Source organism: Lacticaseibacillus mingshuiensis, assembly GCF_016861785.1.
Taxonomy (GTDB): domain Bacteria; phylum Bacillota; class Bacilli; order Lactobacillales; family Lactobacillaceae; genus Lacticaseibacillus; species Lacticaseibacillus mingshuiensis.
Genome location: NZ_BOLS01000010.1, coordinates 40,930 through 64,687, shown reverse-complemented (window position 1 = coordinate 64,687; position 23,758 = coordinate 40,930). Strand labels below are relative to the sequence as shown.

Genomic DNA, 23,758 nt, shown 5'->3' with positions numbered 1-23,758 from the left:
CGCATTGGACCTGAGGCAGAATGAAAATTTTGTCTCAGGTCTTTTGATTCACGGTGCGCCGATCCGCGGGCTGGTGGCTGGCATGCGACTTCAAGGGTTTGAATTCCGCAAGAAGGCGCCCGGCCGCCTCGCAAGTCGTTATCGTGGACAAGTTTTTCCATCCGGTCTATAGTCTCAAATCGACGCAGGGGATGCGTTGGGTTGGGGGAATCGAGAACCGGCACGTGTCGCCGGCAAAGGGGGGAATGACTTGCTTCGCAATGAACGACTCAAGCAGATCATGGCGCTTCTGGAACGCCGCAAGTTAATGTCGATCAACGACATTCACAAAACACTGTTCGTCAGCACGTCGACGCTGCGGCGCGACCTGACGATACTCGAGCAAATGGGCTTGGTGATTCACCGGTATGGGCAGATCGAGTATGTCACCAGCAACACGCAGGAGCAGTCCTATTTGTTTCGGGAACAGAACAATGAACAGGAAAAAAAGCAGATCGCAGAGATCGCCAGCACCTTTTTGGCGGACAACATGGCGATCTTCATGGACTCCAGCACTACTGTTTCGTTTTTGGCCCCTTATCTGCGCAATTTGCGCAATATGGTCGTGATCACCAATGGCTTACGGCTGGCAGTGGCGTTGGATGAAATGCCGGCGGTCAAGACATTTGTCACCGGCGGCCAGCTTCGCGCAGGCACTGGCGCCTTGCTTGGGACGGGCGCCGAGGCGTATCTCAATCAGTTTCAGACCGACCTGGCCTTCATCTCCTGTTCTGGGGTGACCGCCGAAACGGTGTTTATGGCGAGCACCAGTCAATCGGGCGTGAAACAGCAAATGCTGGCTCTCAGCAAGCAGGCGGTGCTGCTGGCCGACCATACCAAGGTGGGCGTGGATGGCTACTATCGGCTCATTCCTGTCGCCCAGCTGACGGCGGTGATCACGGATCGTGAACCCGCGCCCGAGATCTTGACCGCCTGGAATCAGACGCCGGCTGAGGTGCTTTTTCCCGAGTGAACATTCCTGACGCAGTTTGAGCAAATTCGACCACCTCGCGTTGACTAATTACCATTTAAAGTGAAACCGCTTCCATTCTGTTTTTTCGTCCTATATGATGACCCCATCTCAGTGGCACACACACATTTTGAGGAGGAGACACAATGAAAATTGGCAAGCTTCTACTGGGCAGTCTGGCTGCGTTGGCCGCGGCACTACTACTGGCGGCCTGCAGCGGCAAAAGCAGCACGACTTCCAGCGATGGCAAGATCACGTTGCGCACGATGACGCGCAACAGCAAGGGTTTTGCGACCAGCGCGATCTATTTCGCCGCGCTGAAGCAGTTTGAAAAAGATCACCCGAATGTCAGGATCGTCGACAGCTCGATCGCCGACGAAAATGCCTACAACAATCTGCTCAAGACGAGCCGCGCCTCCAATGATCTGCCGGATATTTTCCGCGTGGAAGGGGTCGCAAACCTTTCTGAATATATCAAGGCCGGGCTGATCACTAACATTGACCCGATCATCAAGGCGGACCCGAAATGGGGCGACGGCCTCAGCAAGGGCGCGCTAAGTTATCTGCAGGTCCCGGGGTTTAAGGGCACCTGGGGCGTCCCGCAGGAATCCGGGCTCGTCGGCGTGTATTACAACAAGGAGATCTTCAAGCGCGCGGGGTACAACGAATTTCCACAGACGTTCTCGGAGTTTGAGGCGGCGATCAAGAAGATCCGAAGCCTCAACATCACCCCGATCGGCCTTGGGGCAAAAGACTCCTACAGTATTGGCCACATTCATAACCTGATCTTCTATCACATGGTCGGCGTCGATGCCGCCAAGGAGCTAGGCGAGCGCAAGATCAAGTGGACCGACCCGAAGATCGTGGCGACGATCGAAAAGGTCAAGGAACTCAATGACATGAAGGCCTTCGCCCCGGATTCGGCTGGGATCAGCCGTGAATCCGCCTTCACCGACTTTTTGACAGGGAAGGCCGCGATGTTTATCACCGGGCCGTGGGATATCCCGAATATGCAGGATAAGAGCAAGACCAAGCTGACGGCGGACTTTGCGTTTGCCAAGTTCCCGTATTTCGAGGATGAGCCGCAGTTCAAGGATAATGACATGCAGGCGATCTCAGCCATCCAGATTCGCGGCGATCTGACCGGTGAAAAGAAGAAGATGGCGATCGAGCTGGCCAAGGCGCTAAGCAGTGAAGCCTATGCCTCCAAGATGGCGAACGAGACCAACCAGATCTTCCCGCGGACGGATTACACGGTGGCCGCAGACAAGTCCACCCCGCTGTTCCGTGAGAATGTTGAATTGGCGAAGACATCCACCAATGTCGGCGTCGATGTCTTCGGTATGGATCCGCTGCAATCGATGCAGGATGTGACGCGTAACGCGCTGGTCGGCGTCCTTCAAGGCGACTCGCCGAAAAAGGCAGCCGAGACGATTCAACAGGAGATCGATAACAGTAAATAAAAGGAGGGTCACGTATGGAGGAAACTGCCGCTTCAAAGCCGTTAAAGCCCAATCCCAGAAGGCGGTCGCACGCGCTATTGACGACGCGCGACAAGGTCCAGCTAGTCGCGATGTCGAGTCCGGCGATCGTGATCTATACGGCCTTTCTGGTCATTCCAATCTTCATCGCACTATATTTCTCGTTTCACTCGTGGAACGGCATTAAGGGCGCACCGCTTGAATATGTGGGCTGGCAGAATTTTGCCCGCGCCTTTGCGAGTCCGCTGTTCCAGACGTCCATGAAAAATCTGGCGCTGATGGTGACCGTCAGTGTGCTGTTTCATACCCCGATCGCGCTGGTCTTGGCGGCGGTGCTGAACACCAAGGTGCGGGGCAAACGATTTTTCAAAATGATCTACTTTGTACCGACGATCTTTCCACTGATCGCGACCGGGCTGCTGTGGTATTTCATCTTCATGCCGACCGGCGCCCTGAACACAACACTGACCAATCTGGGCCTGGGTTCCTGGGCCCGGGGCTGGCTGGTTGATTCGGGCACGGCCATGCCGACGATCATCTTCGTCAACATCTGGGCTGGAATCGGCTACTACATGATCATTTTGCTGGCCGGTTTAAAAAACATTCCAGAGGATGTCTACGAAGCGGCCCGCATCGATGGCGCATCGGCGGTCCAGATCTTTTTCCGGGTCACCGTGCCGATCATGCGGCCGACCATCCTTCTTTGTTTGGTGTTGGATATCATCGGCACGATCAAGGTCTTTGACTTGGTCTTCGTGATGACTGGCGGTGGGCCAAACGGGTTGACGAATCTACCGACCACGCTGGTCTACTATGAGGCGTTTCGGTATGACAACTACGGGTTAGGCTCGGCTGTGGGCGTGATTCTGTTGGTGCTGGCCATGACCCTGACGCTTTTGACCCAGTATGTGCCGAAGTGGATCGCGCGAAAGCGGGTGAAGACGCATGCGTAGTCTGAAGTGGATCAAATACGCCTTTTTGTATCTGATGGTGCTGGCGTTTGTGCTGCCGATGCTGTTCACCTTCATTTCGTCGTTCAAAAACAATAATGAGATCTTTTCCGCCCCATTTTCGTTGCCGAAGATCTGGCGGTTTGAGAACTGGCAGATCGCGTGGAGCTCGGCGGGGATGTCGCGCTATCTGCTCAACAGCTTCGGCTTGGCGATCGGCTCCGTTGCGCTGATTCTGATCGTCGCGTCGATGGTGGCGTACGAGATCTCGCGGTTCAACTTCCGCATCAACAAGCCACTGCTGTCGTTTTTCCTGATGGGGATGATGATTCCGATGCATGCTATCATCGTGCCGATCTCCTGGATCATCGGCAACTTGGATCTGAAAAACAATATCGGCGCGCTGATGTTGCTGTATATCGCCTTTGCCATGCCGTTCACAACGGCGGTACTGGCCAACTTCATGCGGGCGATTCCAGTTGAGATCGAGGAAGCGGCGGTGCTCGATGGCGCCTCGAAGTTTGCGATCTACCGGCGAGTGATTCTGCCGATGAGTGGGCCGGCGCTGTCAACGGTCGCGATCTTCAACTTCCTGTCGGTGTGGAACGACGTCATGTTCCCATTGCTTTTCATCAATGATCCGTCGATGAAGACCGTTGCGCTTGGCTTGCTGAACTTTAGCGGCGAACACGGGACGGATTATGGGCCCATGATGGCGGCCATCAGCATCACCATCTCGGTGCCGTTCATTCTCTATATTTTCTTCCAGGAGCGCATCGAAAATGGCATCGCGGCTGGCGCCATCAAAGGGTAAGGGGATGAGACTGTGGTGAAGCTCAATCAACGTCAGATCCACCTGGATTTTCACACGAGTCAGTATATTCCTGAGGTCGGCGCGGCGTTTGATCCAGATGAATTTGCGGACACCTTTAAGGCCGCCGATGTGAATTCGGTCACTGTGTTTGCCCGCGATCATCACGGCTGGATCTATTATCCCTCCGAGCGGTTCGGCGAGATCGTGCACCCGCATCTGGTGCAGCGGGACCTGCTGCTTCAGCAGATCGAGGCGCTGCACGCCCGCGACATTCGGGCGCCGATCTATGTCACGGTTCAGTGGGACCATGTGATCATGCGCGAGCATCCCGAGTGGCTGTGCCGGGATCCAGACGGCGAGCCGATCAATATGCAAAACACTCCGGAGCCGAATTTCTATGATTTCATCTGCTTGAACAGTCCGTATCGGGATTATCTCAAACGGTTTGTCCATGATGTGATCGATGTGGTTGGCGCCGAGCGCGTAGATGGCTTTTTCTTTGACATCGTGTTGCCGGTGCCGTGCGATTGCGTCTATTGCCAGGCCCAGATGGCACGCCGCGGCATTGACCACACGGACGCTGAGGCACGCCTCGCTTATAGCCTCGAGATGCTGCACGATTTTAAAATGGAGATGTATCAGCTGATCGAGACCCGGGTGAAGGACGCCAGCATCTTTTTCAACAGCTCGACGATCTCGCCGGCTGTGAAACAGGATCTTGCGGCCACCACCCACCTGGAGATCGAAAGTCTGCCAAGTGGCGGGTGGGGTTATGATCATTTTCCTGTGACGGCGCGTTATGCGCGGACTTTGGGTAAGCCGCTTGTGGGCATGACGGGCAAGTTTCACACGTATTGGGGGGACTTCAATTCATTAAAGGAGGCAAGTACGCTTGCCTATGAGGTGCAGTTGATGTTGGCACTCAATGTCGACGCGGTGTCGATCGGCGATCAGATGGATCCGACGGGAAAACTTTCGCCGGCCGCCTATGACTTGATCGGCGGGGTCTATCATCAAGTCGCGGCCTTGGCACCGCATCTGGCGGGGGATGTGCCGACGGTGGAAACGGCGGTGCTGATGCCGCCGGTCCCGCCAGGTATCGATGTAGCCATGGCGGTGATCGGGGTCAAAAACCTGCTGACGGAGCTGAATGTGCAATTCGATTTTATCGATGCGGACACGCCGCTGACCCCATACCGGCTGGTCATTGTGCCGGAAGGGGTGACGTATTCAAAAGCGCTGTCGTTGAAGTTGCGCGCCTTCAAGGAAACCGGCGGGGCGCTCATCAGTAGCGGTGGGGGCATGCTAAATGAGCGCTCGACCTTGTTTGGCCTGACGCGGCACGGCGATGACCGCTGGCAACGCAGCTTCATCGTGGGCAATGACGTGATCGGACAGGCCCTGCCAAAGGAGCCGCTGGTTATGTACCTGCAGGCGATCGCCGTCCAAGCGGCAGGGGCAACGTCACTTCTTGAAACGCGGCGGCCGTATTTTAACCGTGAAGGCAAAACGTTCATCTCGCACCAACACGCACCGGCCACGGAAAAGGCGGGGCAACCGGCGCTGTGGCGATATGACAACACGTTCACGCTGACGCACCCGCTGTTCACGATCTATGCGCAGTATCGGCCGGCCTGGCTCAAGGTGATCTTCCGGGATCTCCTGCGGCTGGCCCTGCCAAATCAATTGGTCCATCATGATGGACCAGCGACGCTTCAGGTGTATGTGAATGGCAATACGGCCCGGCATGTCAGCCATGTCCATTTGCTCAATTATGTGATCGCCAAGCAGGCCAGCAAGCTCTACACGGTCGATCCGGCCTATCCGACTGCCCAGCTGACGATCGATCTGACCGTGCGCACCCAAACGGTCAAGGCGGTGACTGGCTTGATCAATGGGGCGGGCATCGCCTGGCAACAAATTGGCCGCCTCCTACAGATCAGGGTCCCGAGCCTGATCGGGTATGAGGTCCTGGAAGTGCAGTATCAGGCGTAGTTGACCGCAGCCAACCAATCGGGCACATGGCACAAGCAAAATTGATCTCGTGGAAGGCGAAAAAGGGTGTGGAGGCTCGCGGGATGGCCGGGTAGCTAGCTTGGCTTGGGTGCTTAAGGCGTACTTCGCCTCGAGTGCACAAGACTGCTAGATATCCCACCCCTGCGAGCCGGAACCCAACTAAAAGACGCGCAACCGTTCGATCTGGTTGCGCGCCTTTTGTGTTGCGGGGACGGATGCGGCCCCCAACAATTCGCGGGCTATCGGGAAAAGGTCGACGAGATCGCCTTGCCATCATGGTTCTGGACGATGGCTTCAAACTGGTGATATTCGGCGTCTCGATTCACAGCGGGCAGGATGTGTTGCGGGTGATAGATCTGGGCCAGCAGGGCGTCCCGATCAAAAGCCGACTGTTGAAGCACCATCAGTTGGCTGATCATGTTGCCGGTGGCGCTGGCTTCGATCGGCCCGGCGTCGATCGGCAGCCCGGTGAGATCGGCGGTGAGTTGGACCAGCAGTTGGTTTTGAATGCCACCGCCAAACATGGTCAGGCGCCGAATCGGCTTGCCGGTCGTTTCGGCCAGCGCACCCAGTGTCCGCCGGTAGGAACAAGCGAGACTTTGCAACACGATGCGGATCAGATCCCCGGCTGTTTGAGGTAGCGCCTGCCCGGTCTGGCGCAAGAAAAATCGGATCTTCGCTTCCATGTGACCTGGGCTTGCAAACATCGGGGCATCCGGATCGATAAAGGACGTGGTGCAAGTGCTGGCGGCGGCGAGCGTCGTCATTTTCCCAAAATCGACCATGTTGCCAGCCAGCGACCAGTCGCGTTGAAGCTCCTGAATGAGCCAAAGGCCGGTCAGATTTTTCAATAAGCGGGTGTGACCGCTGAAGGTGCCTTCGTTGGTCAGGCCGGCGTCAAATGCGGCGTGTGTCAAAATAGGCTTGCTGAGCTGGCGGCCGATCAGGGACCAGGTGCCGCAGCTGATGAAGGCCACGTCCTCGTCGCGCGCACTTGGTAGGGCCAGCAAAGCGGCGGCGGTATCATGGCCGGCACCGATCACGACCTGCATGCGATCGTCATAGCCGATCTCGCGCTGAATTTCGGGCACAAGCGGACCCAAACGCTCACCGCCGAGGCTGATTGGGGCAAGCCATTCGTCCGGAATCGCCAATGCGCGACTGATCTCAGGCGAGATGCTGGTTGTTCCCGCGGTGAGCAGGCCACCGGTCGAGGCGATGGTGTACTCGTTAGCGCCTTTGCCGGACAGTAAGAACGTGACGAGGCCAGGAATCATGAGCACCCTGTCTGCGAGCGGCTGCATCTCAGGATAGCGAAGCCGATCGGCGAAGAGCTGGCTGGACGTGTTGATGGGACTGGGTTGATTGCCACTGAGTCGAAACTGTTGCCAGCGCGAAAGCTTCTTATTCAGCTGACCCGCGGTGTAAGCCGTTCGCTCATCGCGATAGCTATGCGGTTGCAGGAGTAATTCGCCGCGGCTGGTCAGGTAGCCAAAATCGACCCCCCAGCTGTCCACGGCCAGCGACTCCGGGACGAGGCCATCTTGGCTGGTGAGCTGCAGGCCGTATTTGATCTCTTGGGCGATCTTGAGGACATCCCAGTAAAGGTCACGCCCGGTCGTCACTGGAAAATTGGAGAAGCGAAACTGTTCCTTGAGCGTCAATCCGGTTTTTGTCAGTTGACCTGAAATGACGCGGCCCGAACTGGCACCGAGGTCAACGGCGATCAGCGTTGTCTCGTTCATGAGGCGCCTCCTTTAGTGATAAAGCGGGCCAAAGGTACTGCAGGCGCGAAAATCGGCGCTTTCCGGCTCGCTGGTGCCAAGACTGCTCCAGGCCCGCGGGCGGAAGATCGCCGCATCGGCCACGTTATGCATGTTGACGGGAATCCGCAACATGGCGGCCAGTGTGATGAGGTCCGCGCCGATGTGGCCATAGGAGATCGCCCCGTGATTGGCCCCCCAATTGTTCATCACCGAATACACACTGGTGAACGCGCCTTTGCCTGTCAACGTCGGCACGAAGAAGGTCGATGGCCAGCCCGGATCGGTGCGCTGGTTGACGGTGTCAAAAACGTTGGCCGGCAGATCGACCGCATAGCCTTCCGCGATCTGCAAAACAGGTCCCACGCCGCGCACCAGATTCAGCCGTGTCATCGTCACCGGCATGCCATCCGCACCGCCTTCTGTGACGTAATTGCTGGAAAAACCGCCGCCGCGGAAGTAGCCGATGTTCGCCGGAATCCAGCGGGTCCGCGCTAGATTTTCCTGTGCTTCCGCTTCCGTGACCTCCCAATACGGCTTGATGGCAGGCTGGCCGTCGCGTTTTTCGGCGCCGGTCGCATCCAGGGTCTGGGCGCCGGAATTGGACAGATGTAAGAAACCACCGGCCAATTTTCCGCTGAGGGTAGTGCCGGTCACACGCTGGACGGCGTCGGCACTCCAATAGGTCCGCACATCCGCGAAGATCTGCGGGGTGTTGGTCAGCAGGTAGTTGAACAACATCGAGGCCCCGTTCAGCGCATCGTTTTCCGTGGCGAGAATGTGTGGGGCGTGCTGGCCGTTCCAGTCATATTGGGAGTTGAGGAGCGCCTCCATGTAATCGCCGTTTGGAAAATGGTCCGTCCATTGCCGCTGCCCCTGAAAACCCGCCGCGATCGCTTCATGGCCACCCGCTTCCTCTTCAAACCCGAGTTCGCTGAGGCGCTGGGAACCGCTCATCAGGTCGCGGGTGATGAGGGTCATTTTCACAGCAAAGGCCAGCTGCGCCTCTTTGTCAGCCGCAGAAAATTGGCCGGCTGCACCTTCGTTGTACAGATCTGGCCCGACTGGGGTGTTGGTTTTCGCCCAGGCAAACGCGCGCTCAAACTCAACGGGATCATAAATGCCTTCATCGATGCGGCGCACGAGCTCGCTCATGTCGACATATTCGTTGCGCATGCCGAGGTAATCCTGGAAAAAGTCGGCGTCGACGATCGACCCACCGATACCCATCGCGACACTGCCGATGGACAGGTAGCTGCGGTTTTTCATCTGGCCGACTGCAAGCGCGCCCCTGGCAAAGCGAATCAGCTTCGCCGCGACGTCTGCTGGAATGCTGGTGTCATCGGCGTCTTGCACGTCTTCGCCGTAAATACCAAACGCCGGGATGCCCTTTTGCGTGTGTGCGGCCAAGACTGCGGCCAGGTAAACGGCGCCTGGCCGCTCCGTGCCGTTGAAGCCCCAGATCGCGTGGGGGATGTCTCGGGTCATATCCATTGTTTCACTGCCGTAGCACCAGCACGGGGTGACGGTGATGGTGCCACAAATGGCTTCCTTGTCGAATTTGGCCTTGGCCAGCGCGGCCTCGTGCACGCCGCCGATCGTGGTGTCGGCGATCACGCATTCGACGGGGGTTCCGTCTGGATAGGTCAAGCTCGCGGCTAAAAGATCTGCCACACTGTGCGCCATGGCCATGGTCTGCGCTTCAAGGGACTCGCGAATGCCGCGGCGGCGGCCATCGATGGTGGGACGAATGCCGATCTTTGGAAATGTGGTCATGATTTTTTCCTCCTAATATAGGGTCTCGACGTCTGCTTTTGCCCAGGCGGCCAAAATGTCGGCTGGCGGCTTGATATCGGTGATGATCGCACTGACATCGCCTGGGGCACATAAGCGGTAATAGGCTTGCTGGCCGACCTTGGTGTGATCCGCTAGCACCAGGGTGGACTTGGATGCACCGAGCATCTTGCGCTTGATGCTGGACTGCTCTTCGCTGGACATGAAAATGCCGTCTGCGGTGATGCCTGTGCAGGAAATAATGGCAAGATCCGCCCGGAAATTATCCAGAAAATCAACGGCGACCTCCCCCAAGATCGAGCCGGACCCGGGGCGCAGGCGGCCGCCAGTGATGAACGTTTTCACCCCGGCCATGCCATCCAGGCTCTCGGCGAGGCGCAGGCCGTTGGTGATCACCACCATATTGTCCAGCCGCTCCAGATACGTGGCCAGAAACGAGGCCGTCGAGCTGGAATCGATGAACAGCGCCTGGCCATCACCTAAAAACGTCGAGCAGCTCTCCGCAATGGCGCGCTTCGCCTTTTCGTTTTCCTGCTGGCGAAAAAGATAGGGAAACTCGACCGTTGCCGGCCTGACCAGTTCGACGTTGCCATAGCGGCGTGTGATCTTACCCAATTTTTCCAGTGCCATCAGGTCCCGGCGCAGGGTGGATGAGCTGATATACAGCGAGTTGGCCAGCTCCCCGGTCGTCACCTGTTTGCGGCGCTGAAGAATCTGAAGAATCGTTTCTAATCGTTCATTTTGAAGCATGGCACCACCTCCTTGAAAACGCTTCATAGTTAGCTTTAGCGTACCACGCGATCTGGCGATTCGGGTGGATTTTGACTTGGTTGCGCCGGTGATGAAAGCCGCGCGGGCCGGATCCGCATCAGGCGGGCGCTCGGCTTGAGAAATCGGCGATTTGCGGCGCGTTGACGGCGGCTCGGTGACGAATCGCCAAAAACGCCATCCAGCCGGTCGCGCGGCATCGCACCATTTTATAATTGAAGAAAGACGCAACACAGGGAGGAAAAAAACAATGCTGATGATGTTTGAAGCCCAGCGCCAAGATCTGGCCGAGACGGTCCGCTTGATGTTCGACCGCAAAGACACCAATATTGCTGGCGGGAACGTCTCGATGAAGGTATTTGATGAAACGGGGAAGGCGTATATTCTGATCACCCCGAGTTTTATGTCCGAAACGTTTTACGCGCGGCTTTCGCCTGCCCAGATCCTGGTGGTCGACATGGCGACCGGCGAAAAAGTGGACGGCGTGGGCACTGTGACCCGCGAGATCAACATGCATGAAGGCGCGTATCGAGCCAATCCGGGCATCCGCACCGTTTTTCACGCACATGCCCCTGAGTCGATGTTCTGGGCCACAAGCGGGCTTGAGATGCCCAATGTGACTGAAGGCACGCGGGAGCTTGGCCGCATCCGCACCTTGCCCTATGCGCCGGCGACGAGCATGGCCCTGGCGAAAACAGTCAGCGACGCACTGGCAGAGCTGGGCGACCGAGCGATGGAAAATGTGTTTCTGCTCAACAGTCACGGTGTCGTGATCACGGCGACAGACCTGCATATCGCGGTGCGGATCCTTGAGACGCTGGAATGGAACGCGAAGATCGCGTATCAGCAAACTGTCTTCATTCACTTGGGGTTGTTGAAAGGGTATCAGTCGTGTGGCGCGGATTATCAGCCGGCCGAAGACGAGACGCACCCGGCGATCTCGCTGCCGGATCAGCCGGTGGTCGATCATCCGGCCCCGCTGCCAAAGGTCAATCGGGTCACATTTGGCGGGTAACACAAACGCAGCTGGCAGAACGTGGTGCCGGCTGTTTTTTTTGCGTTCGGTGAGGCTTCGCTGCGCACCCGATAGTTGGGCTCCGCGGGGCAGGTCTGAGACAGATAGTCGTCCCAGTCGTTCGATGGCCAAGTGCGCCATCAACCGCCCAGGCCGAACTATCTGCTCAGACCTAAGCGCCCCGCTGCGCACCCTTATTCGCAAAAGGGCCGAGACGGTTATCCAGTCTCGGCTCTTTTTGCATCTATCTATTTTCATGTCTGGCGAGGGGGCGTCAGCAATGATCGTGCGCGAGCCATATTGGATGGGCACACATGACTGTTTTTTCTAAAATTGGCTCGCAAGGGAGAGTGAGTGCGTCTTATTTCGCGTTGTTCCAGCGATCATAGGCGTCTTGGTAGACCTTCACGTACTGGTCGATGTTCATGCCCTTGATGGTGGAAACAAACTTGTCGAAGTTCGCCAGTGGCTCTACGCCGGTGATGAACTTGGCTTCCATCTGCTGCACATAGGTCTTCAAGTCGTTGGCGATCGGGGAAACGAGGTCCTGTTCGTCGTTGGTCAGATAAACCAGCGGATATGGGACGCGAACATATGGATCGATCTTCTTTTCAGTTTCAGAGATCGCGAACTTGGAGTACACATCGCCGGTTGGATCATCGGTCTTCTTTTCCAAGATCGTGTTGGCATATGGATCTTTCATTTCTTCGCCAGCCAGCATTGGCGGGGTCGTGCCGTAGTTCGGGGTGATCTTGGCCGTCGCTTCACCGGCGTTAGAGGCATCGATGCCCTTGTTGTAGACCTTGGCCTTATCGCCGTCTGCGGTGGTCTCGTAGTGCCAGATGCCGTTTTCTGGGCCTTGGCCTAAGAACGTGGCACCTTCTGGGGTGTAGAAGTAGTCGACCCAGCGCAGCGCAGCGGCCGGACTCTTGGCATTTTTCGTGATGACAAAATTACCGCGGTTGATTCGTGGATTACCAGGCAGGACCGCTTTTTTCGACACGGAGCTGGTCAGTGGTTGCCACATTGGGTTCTGGGCGTTTTGCTCAGGGGTTGTTTCGCCGTTGAAGCCTGGGCCGTAGCCTTGGGCAAAACCGACTTGGCTGTTCTTGAGCTTGGCGGTCAGCTGATCGCCACTTTGGGTGAAGGTGTTCTTGTCGAGCAGGCCGTTCTTGTACATCTTGTTCATGAAGGTCAGATACGCCTTGTAGTTCTTGGTGATCGGGTTATAAACGACCTTGTCGCCGTTGTTTTGCACGTCGTTGGACAGCATGCCAAACGCGGACATGATCCAGGTGCGGCTCCAGAAATCCTTCTGGTCGGCGTATGGAATTTCATCCTTCTTGCCGTTGCCATTTGGATCTTCGTTCTTGAAGCGAACCATCAGATCGTAAAATTCGTCGACAGTCTTAGGCAGCTCGGTGACCCCGAGTTTCTTCAGCCAGGCGCCGTTGTACCACATCGGGCCAAGGTACCAGTTCGACGTTGCGCCGCGCTGGATCATTGGCAGGGAATAAATGTGGCCATCCGGCGTGGTGATGCTCTTCTTGATGTTCGGGTCTTCCTGCATCAGTTTGTAGAAATTCGGCGCGTATTTTTTCAGCAGGCCTTCAAGTGGCACGATCAGGCCCTGTTTGCCATAAGTGGTTTCGTTGGCCGGGGTCATGACTGAGGTCCCGGAGGCATAGATCACATCAGGCAGGTCCTGTGAGGCAAAGGCCAGGTTCAACTTGGTCGCATAATCCGCTTGCGGCGGGGTGTTGTACTTCCAGTTGATGCCGGTCTTTTTCGCGTAGTCTTTCAGCACGAGCATGTCTTTATATTCGGCAAAGCCCATGTTTGGCGCCATCATCGACATGGTGATCTCTTTTTTGACAACAGGGAAGCCCTCGGTCGTCACGTTGCTGTCCGTTTTCGCCTTCGTCGTGGTGGTGTCGGCGGATTTGTTGGTGCCGCAAGCGGTCAGGGCCAAAAGAGAAACTGCGGTGATCGCGGCGACGCGTACTGCTTTTGATAACTTCATGTGAATGCTCCTCTCAACGCTTTTTTGTGTAAAACCCCTAATGAACGACTTAACCTTTGAGCGATCCGATCAGCACGCCTTTCACGAAGAAGCGCTGAAGGAATGGATAAATGAGAATGACTGGCAGAGACGACACGATCATCACCCCGTACTTGATGATCGCGGCAAGCTCGGCGCGCTGTTTCATCAGCTCGGCCGTGGATGCCGTCACCCCGCCGCCAGTGGATGCGCCTTGTTGCATATCCTGAAGAACCAGGATCTGGCGCAGGACCATCTGCAGTGGATACAGGCTCTTGTCTTGCAAGTAGACCAACGCACCGAAGTACCCGTTCCACATGCCAACGCCATAGAACAAGGCCATGACGGCGATGATCGGGGCGGACAGCGGAATCACGATGCGGAAGAAGATCTGGAAATCAGACGCACCGTCGATCTTGGCCGCTTCCTGCATTTCCCAGGGAATATTCGACTGGAAAAAGGCGCGGGTGACCACGATGTTATACACGGACACGGCCCCTGGGATGATGATCGCCCACACGGTGTTCAGCATGCCCAACGCCTTGATCAGCAAGTAACTCGGGATCAAGCCGCCAGACAGGAACATCGTGATCAGCATGAAAATGGTGAACCATTTTTTCCCGGAAAAGTCGGGGCGGCTGATCGCATAGGCGCAGGGGATGGTCATCACCAAGGAAACGATCGTGCCGGCGACGGTATAAAAGATGGTCATGCCGTAGCCACGCCAGATGTCCTTATAATCCATGATGACGTTGTAGCCCCGCATGGTAAAGCCCTTGGGCCATAACCACATCTGGCCTGAGTTCACGGCGGTCGGGTCGGAAACTGAGGCACTGATGATGTAGATCAACGGGTAAATGACGATCAAAACGGCTAACGCGATGAAGATATACAGGAAGATCTTGAAGATCTTATCCGCCTTGGTGTCTTTGACAAGCGTTGTGTTCATAACTGTGCCTCCTTTCTACCAAAGACTCGTTTCGGAAACTTTGCGGGCCAGCTGGTTGACGGCGATGAGTAAGACCGCGTTGATCAATGAGTTGAACAGGCCGACCGCCGCCGCGTAACTGTACGCCCCGTTGATCAGCCCCTGCTGATAAACGAAGGTCGCGATCACGTTGGAAGAGGACAGGTTCAACGGATTTTGCAACAGCAAGATCTTTTCATACCCCATCGAAAACAGGGAGCCGACGTTCATGATCAACAGAATGACCATCGTAGGCACGATGGCTGGCAAGTTGATGTGCCAGATCCGCTGGAGCTTGGTCGCGCCATCGACGATCGCCGCTTCGTGAAGCGCCGGGTCGACCCCAGCGAGCGCGGCGAGGTAGATGACGGAACCCCAGCCGGTGCCTTGCCAAACGCCGGACAACACGTACACGGTCTTGAACCAGCGCGGATCGCTCATGAACGCGATCGGCTTCATGCCCAGCATGCCCAAGCCGTGGTTGATGATCCCGGTCGACGGATCCAGAAAGGCGATCAGCATGCCGCCCATGACCACGACGGAAATGAAGTTTGGCGCGTAGGTGATGGTCTGGGAGAATTTTTTCCAGAAACCATCCTTCATTTCGTTGAGGGCCAAGGCCAGGATGATCGGCAGTGGGAAGCCCACGATCAGGCCGTAGATCTGAATGCCCAGGGTGTTGCGAATGAGGTCCCAGAAGTAATAGGAATTAAAAAATTGGCTGAAATACTTGAACCCCACCCATGGCGAGGCCCAGATGCCCAGGGACGGCATGTAGTTCTTGAAGGCAATGATCACCCCGTACATCGGGAAATAGGAAAAGACTAAGATACAGAGAAATGCCGGTAGTATGAGGACATAGAGCTGCCAGTTCTCTTTGAGCCGTTTGACAGAAAAGAGCCTCTTTGACTTTTTGACCCCACCCTTTGGCGGCAACTCGAGCGTTTCAGCAGGAGAAATTGCAGCCATGCGATCAACCCCTTTTCATAAATTATTTTTTGATCAGTGCAATGCCTTGTGTCAGTTTTTGACGCATCCCACCTGGCAAAAATAGCAGGCCGTCTTTGATCACCAGGTCGGCCTCCGCGTAGCCGAGCAGGTGGGCGGCACCGATCGTATCCGCCAGGCCAAGCGCCTTGAGGTCGATCGCTTGCTGCGGGACCTTGCGCTGTGGAAATAGGAAGTAATGAGTCTGGTTCTGCGTGATGAACAGGCGCTGGGCCTGCGCATTTTCGACGAGGGCATCCGCCACGCCGCGGGTGCCGTAGATGCCTTGGCCGTTGATCGCGAGCCAGCCGCCGAGTTGTTTCAGCAGCCGCACGCCTTCACGCGGCAGGGTGCCGTCGGGTTTTGGCCCGATGCCTAAGACGATGTTGCCGCCGAGGGTGACGACCTTGAGAATATCGTCAATGACTTCATTGATCGATTTATAATCCCCATGCGGCACATAGCCCCAGTCATGACTCAGCGGAATGTTGCTTTCCCATGGCATCGTTGGGCGCGTGGCCAAGGTCGGAATCGCGCGCTCTGGGGTGACGTAATTCTCATAGCGGCCGCCGAGCGTGCGATCAACGATCAAGATGTCCGGCTGGGCTTCGCGAATTTTCGGCATCAAGGTGTCAAAGTCCAGCGGCTCCCGGTCGGTGTTGACCCAGCCGGCATCGAGCCACAACATGCCAAGCGGGCCGTAATTGCGGGCGATCTCCAGCAGCTGGGCGTGGACAAAATCGACAAACCGTTGCCAGCGCGCCGGATCGGCCTTCGGGTCATAATCGGCACCGCGCCCCTTTGGCTTGTCATCGTGGCGCCAATAATCCTCATGGTGCCAGTCCGCCTTGGAGTAATAAGCGCCGGGCGTGATGCCGGCCGCGCGCATCGCCTCTGCATAAGCCTTGAACAGATCGGCATATTTCCCGTTCGCATACGGCATTCCAGGGGCGGTGACCTTGTAGTCACTTTCCTGGGTGTCGTAAAGCGTGAAGCCGTCGTGATGCTTCGTTGTCAAAATGGTGTAGCGGATGCCCGCTTCCTTAAACAATTTGGCCCAGGCGGCCGGGTCATAGTTTTCCGGATCGAACTGCTTGGCAAGCCCCCAGTAGTCATGCTTGAGCTGCTTCATATTCGGCCGGAACGGATGCTTGCCGCGCGCCCATGTGTCTTCGTCGGATAATTGCCACGACTCGACGATGCCCGCAACGGCATACAAGCCCCAATGCATCAACAACCCGATCTTTTGATCTTGAAACCAATCCCAGCGTTTTTGTAGCGTGGGATATTCTGGATAATCCGCGAAGTCGGCTTCAGTCCAGTCCGCTGTTTTGGCGGTCTCGATGTCGGCTCGCGGGGTCGTTTCTTCAGTCATTGTGTGCCCCCTTTCGCCTCCGACTATAACCCGGGAAATTAAGCGCTTTCAATATGTGAGATTTTCAAGTATGTGGTTCTTATGGTTTGCTTGTGACAATTTGCCGCGCAGGGTATAGTCAAAAATGTAAGCGGTCTCCTATATAACGGAAGCGAAAATTTAAATTGGAGTTGAGGGTATGAATGAACTGATGGCCTACCTGGATGACGGGAAAGAATGGACGATCGATCAGCTCGAGATCGACAAGCTTGACTGCATCAATTACGCCTTCGCCAAGATCGACGGGTTGAACTTGACGCGCGAGCTGAAAAAGATACACCTCGTGAACCAAATAAAGGTGACGCGGCCTGAACTGAAAACCTGCATCAGTATCGGCGGCTGGACCGCGGATGGCTTTTCCGATGCAGTGCAGACGGATGAGACGCGGGCGAGCTTTTCGGGCAATATCATTCGGTACATGCGCCGGTATGAGTTTGATGGGGTCGATCTGGATTGGGAATATCCGGGGATGGACACCGCGGGTATCAAGGCGACGCCGGATGACGCCACGCATTTTCTGGCCTTTGTCAAAGAACTGCGGCACCAGCTGGATGAAGCAGGCGCCCAAGACGCGCGCGATTATCGCCTGACGGTCGCAGTCGGTGCGGCACCGGCGCTGCTGGAGACGATGAGTCCAAATGGCGCGTTCGATTATGTGCAATACTGCGATTACATCAATCTGATGACCTACGACATGCGCGGCAGCTGGACGCATTTGGCCAGTCACCACAGCAATCTGCTGGGTTATACCGCGCCAAACGGGACGCTGTCGGCGCAGGAAAGTGTCAATTACATGCTGGCCAAAGGGGTGCCGGCTGAGAAATTGGTGATCGGGTCCGCGTTTTACAGTCGCAACTGGACCGGGTTTCCGGCAGGCACCGCGGCGCCACTGGCCACGCCGGCGGAGAGCCTCGGCGATCACACCAGCAACTACAATGAGCTCGCGCCACTGCTTTCGGCTCATCCAGAAAATGTGTATTGGGATGAGGAAGCCAAGGCCCCGTATTATTTTGACGGCCACCGCTTTTCTTCCTATGATGATGCCCGCTCCATGGCGGCCAAGGCGCAATACGTGGTCGCCCATGGCTTGCGCGGCCTGATGTTTTGGGAATCCTCGTTGGATCTGACCGGCACGCTGGTCGATGCGGCGGCAGCGGTCTTTGCCGCCACGCGGTAGAAAGGAGGCGCTGGGATGCGCAAACGAACGAAACTTTTGGCTTTGCTGCTGGTTGCGCTGTTTATGGGAATGGGCCTGGTCTACACCTTCGCCGATCGCGAGGTGGTGGTCCAAGGCATGACAGACGCCCAGGTGACGCAAGCCCGGCGCCAGGCCAAGCAGGTCTTGGTGAAAAATATCGACGCGGTCAACGCCGGCAGTGTTTCTGAGTATCTGGAGACGGTGCCGCCCAGCAAGCGCACCGAGACCGCGGCCCAAATGACAAAAGCCCTGGCCAAGCGCGACGCGACGCTGAAGCTGCAGGAATTCAAGGTGCAAAAGCAAACGCGCACCTCGCTGATGGCGAAGGTCGATCAGCTGCAGACCACCACCAAAACAGGCAAGAAACAGATTCTAGAATCGACGATTGAATTTGTGAACCAGGACGGGGCTTGGTACATTAAAAAATCGTTGCTGGTCAATCTCATCAAGGCGAACTGACCCGGACATTTGGCCCAAGGCACTGCTGTCACTGGGCGCTAGGCCGAATTCAGTTGCGTTCTACTATCCTGATTTTTCGTCAAACAAAAAGGAGCTCACTCATGGTCACGATCAATATTGATGCTTTACCGCAAGACTTGCGCACCGGCGCCACCGAATTAGCGGATGAAATCGGGTTTCGGATCGGTGAGACCGGGCTGGCCATTACGGCGACCCCGGCACAGACGCTGACGGTGCAGCTGACAAACGGGCAGGCCGCGATCGGCTACCCATTCCGCGCCGCCTTTTTCCGCGGATTGAACGCACTGGTCCAGGCTGCGCGCGACGGGGCGGACCTGACCCTTGACGAAACGCCGCAGTTCACGACGACGGGCCTGATGGTCGATATGTCGCGCAACGCGGCGTTGTCGCTGGCCGGGCTGAAAAAGATGATCCGCCTGTCCGCCAAGCTTGGCCTCAACTCATCGCTGCTCTATATGGAAGATGTTTACGAAGTCAAAGCGTATCCATACTGGGGTTACCAGCGGGGCCGCTTGACGCAGAGCGAGTTAAAGGCCGCCGATGATTATGCGGATGCGCTAGGCGTTGAGCTGATTCCCTGCATTCAAACGCTGGGCCATTTGCTCAACCCGATGCGCTGGCCGTTCATGAATCAGATGATCGACATGCCGGGCATCCTGCTGGTCGGCGAGGACAAGACCTACGAATTTTTGGCCACTATTTTGAAAAATGCTATGGCGCCGTTTCGCACGAAGAAGATCCACATCGGCATGGATGAGGCGCATGCGCTGGGTCGCGGCCGCTATCAGGACCAACACGGCCCGGTCGATCAGACCACGATCATGCTTGAGCATGTGAATAAGGTGATCGCCCTCACAGAAAAAATGGGGCTTGAGCCGATTATGTGGAGTGACATGTGGTTCAACGCCGCTGGGTATGGCTACGGCGATCCGAAAACTGTTTTCCCGGCGAAGGTCAAAGATCAGATTCCAAAAGTGAATCTGATGTACTGGGATTATTACAACAATTCCCAGGAAAATTATGAGGCGGTCTTCCGCCTGCACCAGCAGCTGGGCGTGCCGGTGAGCTTTGCCACCGGCGTTTGGACGTGGAACGGCCTGGCCCCGAACTACGGCAAGACCATGCAGACCATGAAGGCTGGCATGACCGCGGCGAAAAATGTGGGGCTGGATACGGTCTATGCGACGATGTGGGGCGACGACGGCGGGGAGACCCCATTTACCGCAGGCGCACTGGGCATTCAATATTTTGCGGAGCAGATCTATCACCATGAGGCCCCGGGTGCAGCCGCTTTGGCCACTGCGTTTGCGACCTATCAGCAAAAAACGGCGGCCACCTATCTGCTGTTGGATCAGTTCGACCAGTTGTCGGAACTGACGGCGGGCAATCCCGACGCCACGAATCCCAGCAAGGTGGTGCTTTACGAAGACTTACTGCACCCGCTGTTTGCCAAAAATCTCGCAAAGGTGGACCTGCTTGGGCACTACACCCAATTGGCGCAGGCGCTGGATGCGGCTACGACGACCCCGGACGACGGCGACCTGATCGCGTTTTACCGTGCCTTGGCGCAGGTGCTGGCGACGAAGGTGGCGGTGATGGATCAGACTCGGCAAGCCTATGAAGCCGGGGACAAAGCGGCGATGCGAGCTGTCCTAGCGCGTCTGCCAGAATTGGCCGCCCAGTACCGCACGCTGCAACAGGCCCACCGCGCCGTTTGGTTCAGCATCAACTCGCCGTTTGGCTGGGAAGTGATGGATGTGCGCTATGGCGGGCTGATTCTCAGCTGCGAGACGGCGGCTTGGCGGCTTACGCAGTGGTGCGACGGCCGGGTAGACCAATTGGCCGAGCCGGACGAGCCACAATTATTACTGGGTCAACCAACCGCAAGTTCGGTCGGCCGCGGCCTATACGCCGATACGGTCACCGTCAGCAAGCTGTCCGGGGTCTGATCGGCGCGGGGCAAAGCAGCGAAAATTAATTTTTGCGAGGCTCTAAGTTGACACTGAAAAGGTTTCCACAGTAAAATGGTTTATGACCTCATCTCAGTAGGAAAAACTTACTATATAGACCACTGAGACGGTTGTATTCTAATTTAAATGTTATCAATAAATAATGTCTGATATGTTTGAGGGGAAAGGGGCGCACGCAATGCATACGACTGAGCCGCGTGGTATTGTCAAATTTTCGTTGAATCTGGGGACCATCCTGCTGTTTGCAATCAAGGTGCAAGTGCTTTTTCTCGCGTACACGCTCCGCGGCGCGATCGTTGCCGGGGTGTTTCCGGCGCTGGCCAGTGCCGTGAAGATCCTGCTTCGGCGCTTTGAAGCAGGGGGCAAACCAATGGCCCATTTCACGGGGCCCACTGCGACGTTCAAGGCGCTGAATACGGAATTCGGCGGGTTTTGGCGCGCCTCCTTCAAAGAGGCCAATGCGCTGTTGTACCTGGATTTTGGGGTACTCGCTGTGCTGTGGCTGGATCTAGGTGTCAATCGCGTTTTGATCAAGTCCGCACCGCTTCAATATGGGCTGATCGTGCTCCTCGTGATGGCGATGATCTACACACTGTATATTTTGACGATCTACGGGCGTTATGAGCTACATTTTTGGCAGTATTTTCGCCAGGCCTTCGTGATCTCGATCGCGCATTTCAGCGACACGCTTGCGATTCTCGTTGGGACCGTCGTGGCGACCGCGCTGCTGACGCTATTTCCCGCGCTGTCGCTGGTGGCCTTGGTGCCCCTGTATCTGACGCCGATGGTTTGGTTCTCGCTGCATGCTTGCCAGTATGTTGAGACCGTGATCGGGAGTGCCGCGCATGAAAATGTCTAAGCATTTGCCCCAATGGCAGCCCAAAAAGCTGATGACGATGTACTGGGTCTTTCTCGTCGCGGCTTTTTTGCTACCGGTGATTCTGCTGACCATCAACTGGGTCGTCACTGAAACGCGGCGCCAGCAAAATGCGGTGGTCACCGCCCAGGACCGCGCTTTGAACCAGGTGGCGGGCAATCTGGATAACAACATGGCCCACTTGATCACCGCGGCCCATCAGATCGCGCTGGATCCCAGCTTTGCGAAGATTCCGCAAAACGTGACCGACTACCAGGCGATTCAGGACGCGCTGGGACGCTACAACCTGTCGTCCAGCCTGATCGACCAGACTTGGGTCAATGTGTTTCGCACGCCGGGGACGCTGTACACGGTCAAGGGCACCTATAGCCTGGACGACGCGGCGGCGAAATACGGCCTGATGCCCACTAATTTGTCCAGCCGGCAAAAACAGGCGATGATGCGCGACGCCAATCCCGAATTGTTTATCACACCGGCGCTTGCGGAAGGCCAACAGGATCAAATGACTCTGATGGTGCCGCTGATGCCGATGTCTGGCGAGCAAAAAGGGGTCGTGTATTTTTCCCTGAATCCCGTCGATATTCACGATATTTTGACCAGCGGGACTTCCTCTGACAGCCAGGTGATCGGTCTGACCGTCAACGATCGGACCCTCCAGCTGTCCAGCCCGACGCTTGCGGAGACGCCGCTGAAGGGGCTGCTCGGGCAAAAATACCAGCAGACTTACCGCTTGGCGGATGGCCATCAGCTCAGTGTGCACCGCAAGGCCAGCAGTACCGGCCTGTTTGAGGTGGTCTCCTACACCTTGCCACCGTCCCTGTGGGTGCCATTGCGCGGCTTTTTCATCCATTATCTCTGGCTGTTTGGCATCCTGCTGACTGGCGGCCTCGTGCTGATCTCATTTTTCGCCAAACGCCAATACGCCGTGATCTCGGGCTTGGAAAAAATTCTCCCGACCCCGGGCTTCAATGGCGATGGCGCAGGCGATGCGACGGAGGAAAAACGGCTTCAGCTGGCGATCGAGAATTACATCAACAATCACCAAAGCCTGATCTCGGCCTCAAAGGCGCAATTGCCCTTTGTTCGCAATCAGATTCTGCAATTGATCTTGAATGGGCGGGTGACGGATCCGGAAGTCGTGGGCCGCTTCTTGAAAACAGGCGCGATCGCCTTGCCATATCCGCATTTCGTCGTCGCACTGGCGGATCAGCCTGCCGAGTGGAACAGCAAGGGCGACGAACCGCTGGCGGGCACTAACTTCACTGCCTTGTTCATGCACCGTGTCAGCGAGGCACAGGTGGTGGTCTTGCTGAATTTTGCCAGCGGCGAGGATCCGGTGGCGCTGCTGGATGAGATTCGGGACCGCACGCCGTTTGTCCATGCCGAAACGGCGCTGTTTATCAGCCGCACGATCGACCAGCTGGCGGATCTGCATGAAGCCTATATCGAAGTGGTTTCCATGCAAGTCACCGCGCGGCCGGCCGAAGGGGACAATGTGCGCTACACCGCGACGGCCGATGTGGCGGCCAATGCGGAAAACCCGTTCGACTTCAATAACGAACTGAAGCTGGATAACAGCCTGCTTCAGGGCCATTTTGAACCGGCGCGCGAGGCATTTGAGGTGCTGTTTAATTTGGCGAGCCAAAGTTATGACCCGCAGGACCGCTTCGACATCGGCATTTCCAACCTGATCTCTCGGGTGCTCAAGGCGGATTATGAAAAACACGCGGAGGTCAATGAGACGCTGGTGCATTCGCTGCGCACGATCTCGTCGTTGAGCCAGTTGCACGGGATCCTACTGACGGCGATCAAAGACATCACCTCAGTCTCAACAGTTGATTCCGGCGCGTCGAGCAGCGAGGAGGATGTGGCCAGCCAGCTCAAACAGTATGTGACCGATCACGCTTGTTCGCCGACCTTGTCGCTGGTCGATGTGGCGGATCACTTTGGCTTTTCGGTGCCGTACACTAGCCACTATATCAAGGAGATCACCGGTAAGACGTTTACGGCGTTTGTCACGGAACACCGACTGCTCAGCATTCAGCGCGCCTTGATCACCACGACGGCGCCGATCAAGTCGATCATTGAGCAAAATGGGTACTACGATGTGGCCAATTTTACTCGCAAGTTCAAGAAGATGACCGGGGTGACGCCGGGCGAGTATCGCCGCATGCATAATGCCGGGGATCGCGTGGCCCAAAGTAGCTGATCATG

At 56.5% G+C, this 23,758-nt stretch carries 18 protein-coding genes; 11 read left to right on the top strand and 7 right to left on the bottom strand.

Translation table 11 applies throughout. The features are described from left to right. The first annotated feature begins 250 nt into the window (after nt 1-250). From JUE67_RS07525 to JUE67_RS07505, 5 genes are all read left to right on the top strand, one after another. A complete protein-coding gene (locus JUE67_RS07525; protein WP_203626678.1) occupies nt 251-1,012 on the top strand; it encodes a DeoR/GlpR family DNA-binding transcription regulator in 762 nt (253 codons plus the stop codon). Nucleotides 1,013-1,155: 143 nt separating this feature from the next. After that, a complete protein-coding gene (locus JUE67_RS07520; protein WP_203626677.1) occupies nt 1,156-2,472 on the top strand; it encodes an ABC transporter substrate-binding protein in 1,317 nt (438 codons plus the stop codon). Between the two features lie 14 nt (nt 2,473-2,486). After that, nucleotides 2,487-3,443 (top strand): carbohydrate ABC transporter permease, encoded by a 957-nt coding sequence (locus tag JUE67_RS07515; RefSeq protein WP_203626676.1) that lies wholly within the window; start codon nt 2,487-2,489, stop codon nt 3,441-3,443. Continuing rightward, a complete protein-coding gene (locus JUE67_RS07510) occupies nt 3,436-4,254 on the top strand; it encodes a carbohydrate ABC transporter permease (protein WP_203626675.1) in 819 nt (272 codons plus the stop codon). The genes JUE67_RS07515 and JUE67_RS07510 overlap by 8 nt, the downstream gene beginning before the upstream one ends. Nucleotides 4,255-4,269: 15 nt before the next feature. Beyond that, nucleotides 4,270-6,249, top strand: coding sequence for an alpha-amylase family protein (locus tag JUE67_RS07505; protein WP_203626674.1), 1,980 nt, complete (start codon nt 4,270-4,272; stop codon nt 6,247-6,249). Nucleotides 6,250-6,509: 260 nt separating this feature from the next. Here JUE67_RS07505 and JUE67_RS07500 read toward each other — a convergent pair whose 3' ends face one another. The 3 genes from JUE67_RS07500 to JUE67_RS07490 are packed head-to-tail and all read right to left on the bottom strand — an operon-like array spanning nt 6,510 to nt 10,577. Further along, nucleotides 6,510-8,015, bottom strand: a complete 1,506-nt coding sequence (locus JUE67_RS07500; RefSeq protein ID WP_203626673.1) for a rhamnulokinase — start codon at nt 8,013-8,015, stop codon at nt 6,510-6,512. Nucleotides 8,016-8,027: 12 nt separating this feature from the next. Continuing rightward, a complete protein-coding gene (locus JUE67_RS07495) occupies nt 8,028-9,809 on the bottom strand; it encodes an L-fucose isomerase (protein WP_203626672.1) in 1,782 nt (593 codons plus the stop codon). 12 nt (nt 9,810-9,821) lie between these two features. Next, the gene (locus JUE67_RS07490) at nt 9,822-10,577 is read right to left on the bottom strand and encodes a DeoR/GlpR family DNA-binding transcription regulator (RefSeq protein WP_203626671.1); all 756 of its coding nucleotides are present in this window, start codon (nt 10,575-10,577) and stop codon (nt 9,822-9,824) included. Nucleotides 10,578-10,845: 268 nt separating this feature from the next. On the opposite strand from JUE67_RS07490, the gene JUE67_RS07485 reads away from it, so the two are divergent. Beyond that, nucleotides 10,846-11,610, top strand: a complete 765-nt coding sequence (locus JUE67_RS07485) for a class II aldolase/adducin family protein (RefSeq protein ID WP_203626670.1) — start codon at nt 10,846-10,848, stop codon at nt 11,608-11,610. Nucleotides 11,611-11,971: 361 nt separating this feature from the next. Here the strand turns inward: JUE67_RS07485 and JUE67_RS07480 are convergent, their stop codons facing one another. Genes JUE67_RS07480 through JUE67_RS07465 form a run of 4 tightly spaced genes read right to left on the bottom strand, consistent with a single transcriptional unit; the run spans nt 11,972 to nt 16,980 of the window. Next, on the bottom strand, nt 11,972-13,633 hold the full coding sequence (locus JUE67_RS07480; protein WP_203626669.1) for an extracellular solute-binding protein: 1,662 nt from the start codon (nt 13,631-13,633) through the stop codon (nt 11,972-11,974). 49 nt (nt 13,634-13,682) lie between these two features. Continuing rightward, a complete protein-coding gene (locus tag JUE67_RS07475) occupies nt 13,683-14,600 on the bottom strand; it encodes a carbohydrate ABC transporter permease (protein WP_125697489.1) in 918 nt (305 codons plus the stop codon). Between the two features lie 15 nt (nt 14,601-14,615). Then, nucleotides 14,616-15,587, bottom strand: coding sequence for an ABC transporter permease (locus JUE67_RS07470; protein ID WP_203626668.1), 972 nt, complete (start codon nt 15,585-15,587; stop codon nt 14,616-14,618). 22 nt (nt 15,588-15,609) lie between these two features. Next, on the bottom strand, nt 15,610-16,980 hold the full coding sequence (locus JUE67_RS07465) for an alpha-L-fucosidase (protein ID WP_203626667.1): 1,371 nt from the start codon (nt 16,978-16,980) through the stop codon (nt 15,610-15,612). Between the two features lie 178 nt (nt 16,981-17,158). Between JUE67_RS07465 and JUE67_RS07460 the strand changes: the two genes are divergently transcribed. The 5 genes from JUE67_RS07460 (at nt 17,159) to JUE67_RS07440 (ending at nt 23,753) form a co-directional block, all read left to right on the top strand. Continuing rightward, entirely contained in the window at nt 17,159-18,196 is a 1,038-nt protein-coding gene (locus JUE67_RS07460) for a glycoside hydrolase family 18 protein (protein ID WP_203626666.1), read from the top strand. Nucleotides 18,197-18,211: 15 nt separating this feature from the next. After that, nucleotides 18,212-18,676: a hypothetical protein gene (locus JUE67_RS07455; RefSeq protein WP_203626665.1), complete on the top strand. Its 465-nt coding sequence runs from the start codon at nt 18,212-18,214 to the stop codon at nt 18,674-18,676. Nucleotides 18,677-18,777: 101 nt separating this feature from the next. Next, a complete protein-coding gene (locus JUE67_RS07450) occupies nt 18,778-20,646 on the top strand; it encodes a beta-N-acetylhexosaminidase (protein WP_203626664.1) in 1,869 nt (622 codons plus the stop codon). 199 nt (nt 20,647-20,845) lie between these two features. Further along, complete coding sequence (locus JUE67_RS07445) at nt 20,846-21,526, top strand: YesL family protein (protein WP_203626663.1); 681 nt, start codon at nt 20,846-20,848, stop codon at nt 21,524-21,526. Continuing rightward, nucleotides 21,513-23,753 (top strand): helix-turn-helix domain-containing protein, encoded by a 2,241-nt coding sequence (locus JUE67_RS07440; RefSeq protein ID WP_203626662.1) that lies wholly within the window; start codon nt 21,513-21,515, stop codon nt 23,751-23,753. Before JUE67_RS07445 ends, JUE67_RS07440 begins: the two co-directional genes overlap by 14 nt. Nucleotides 23,754-23,758: the final 5 nt, after the last annotated feature.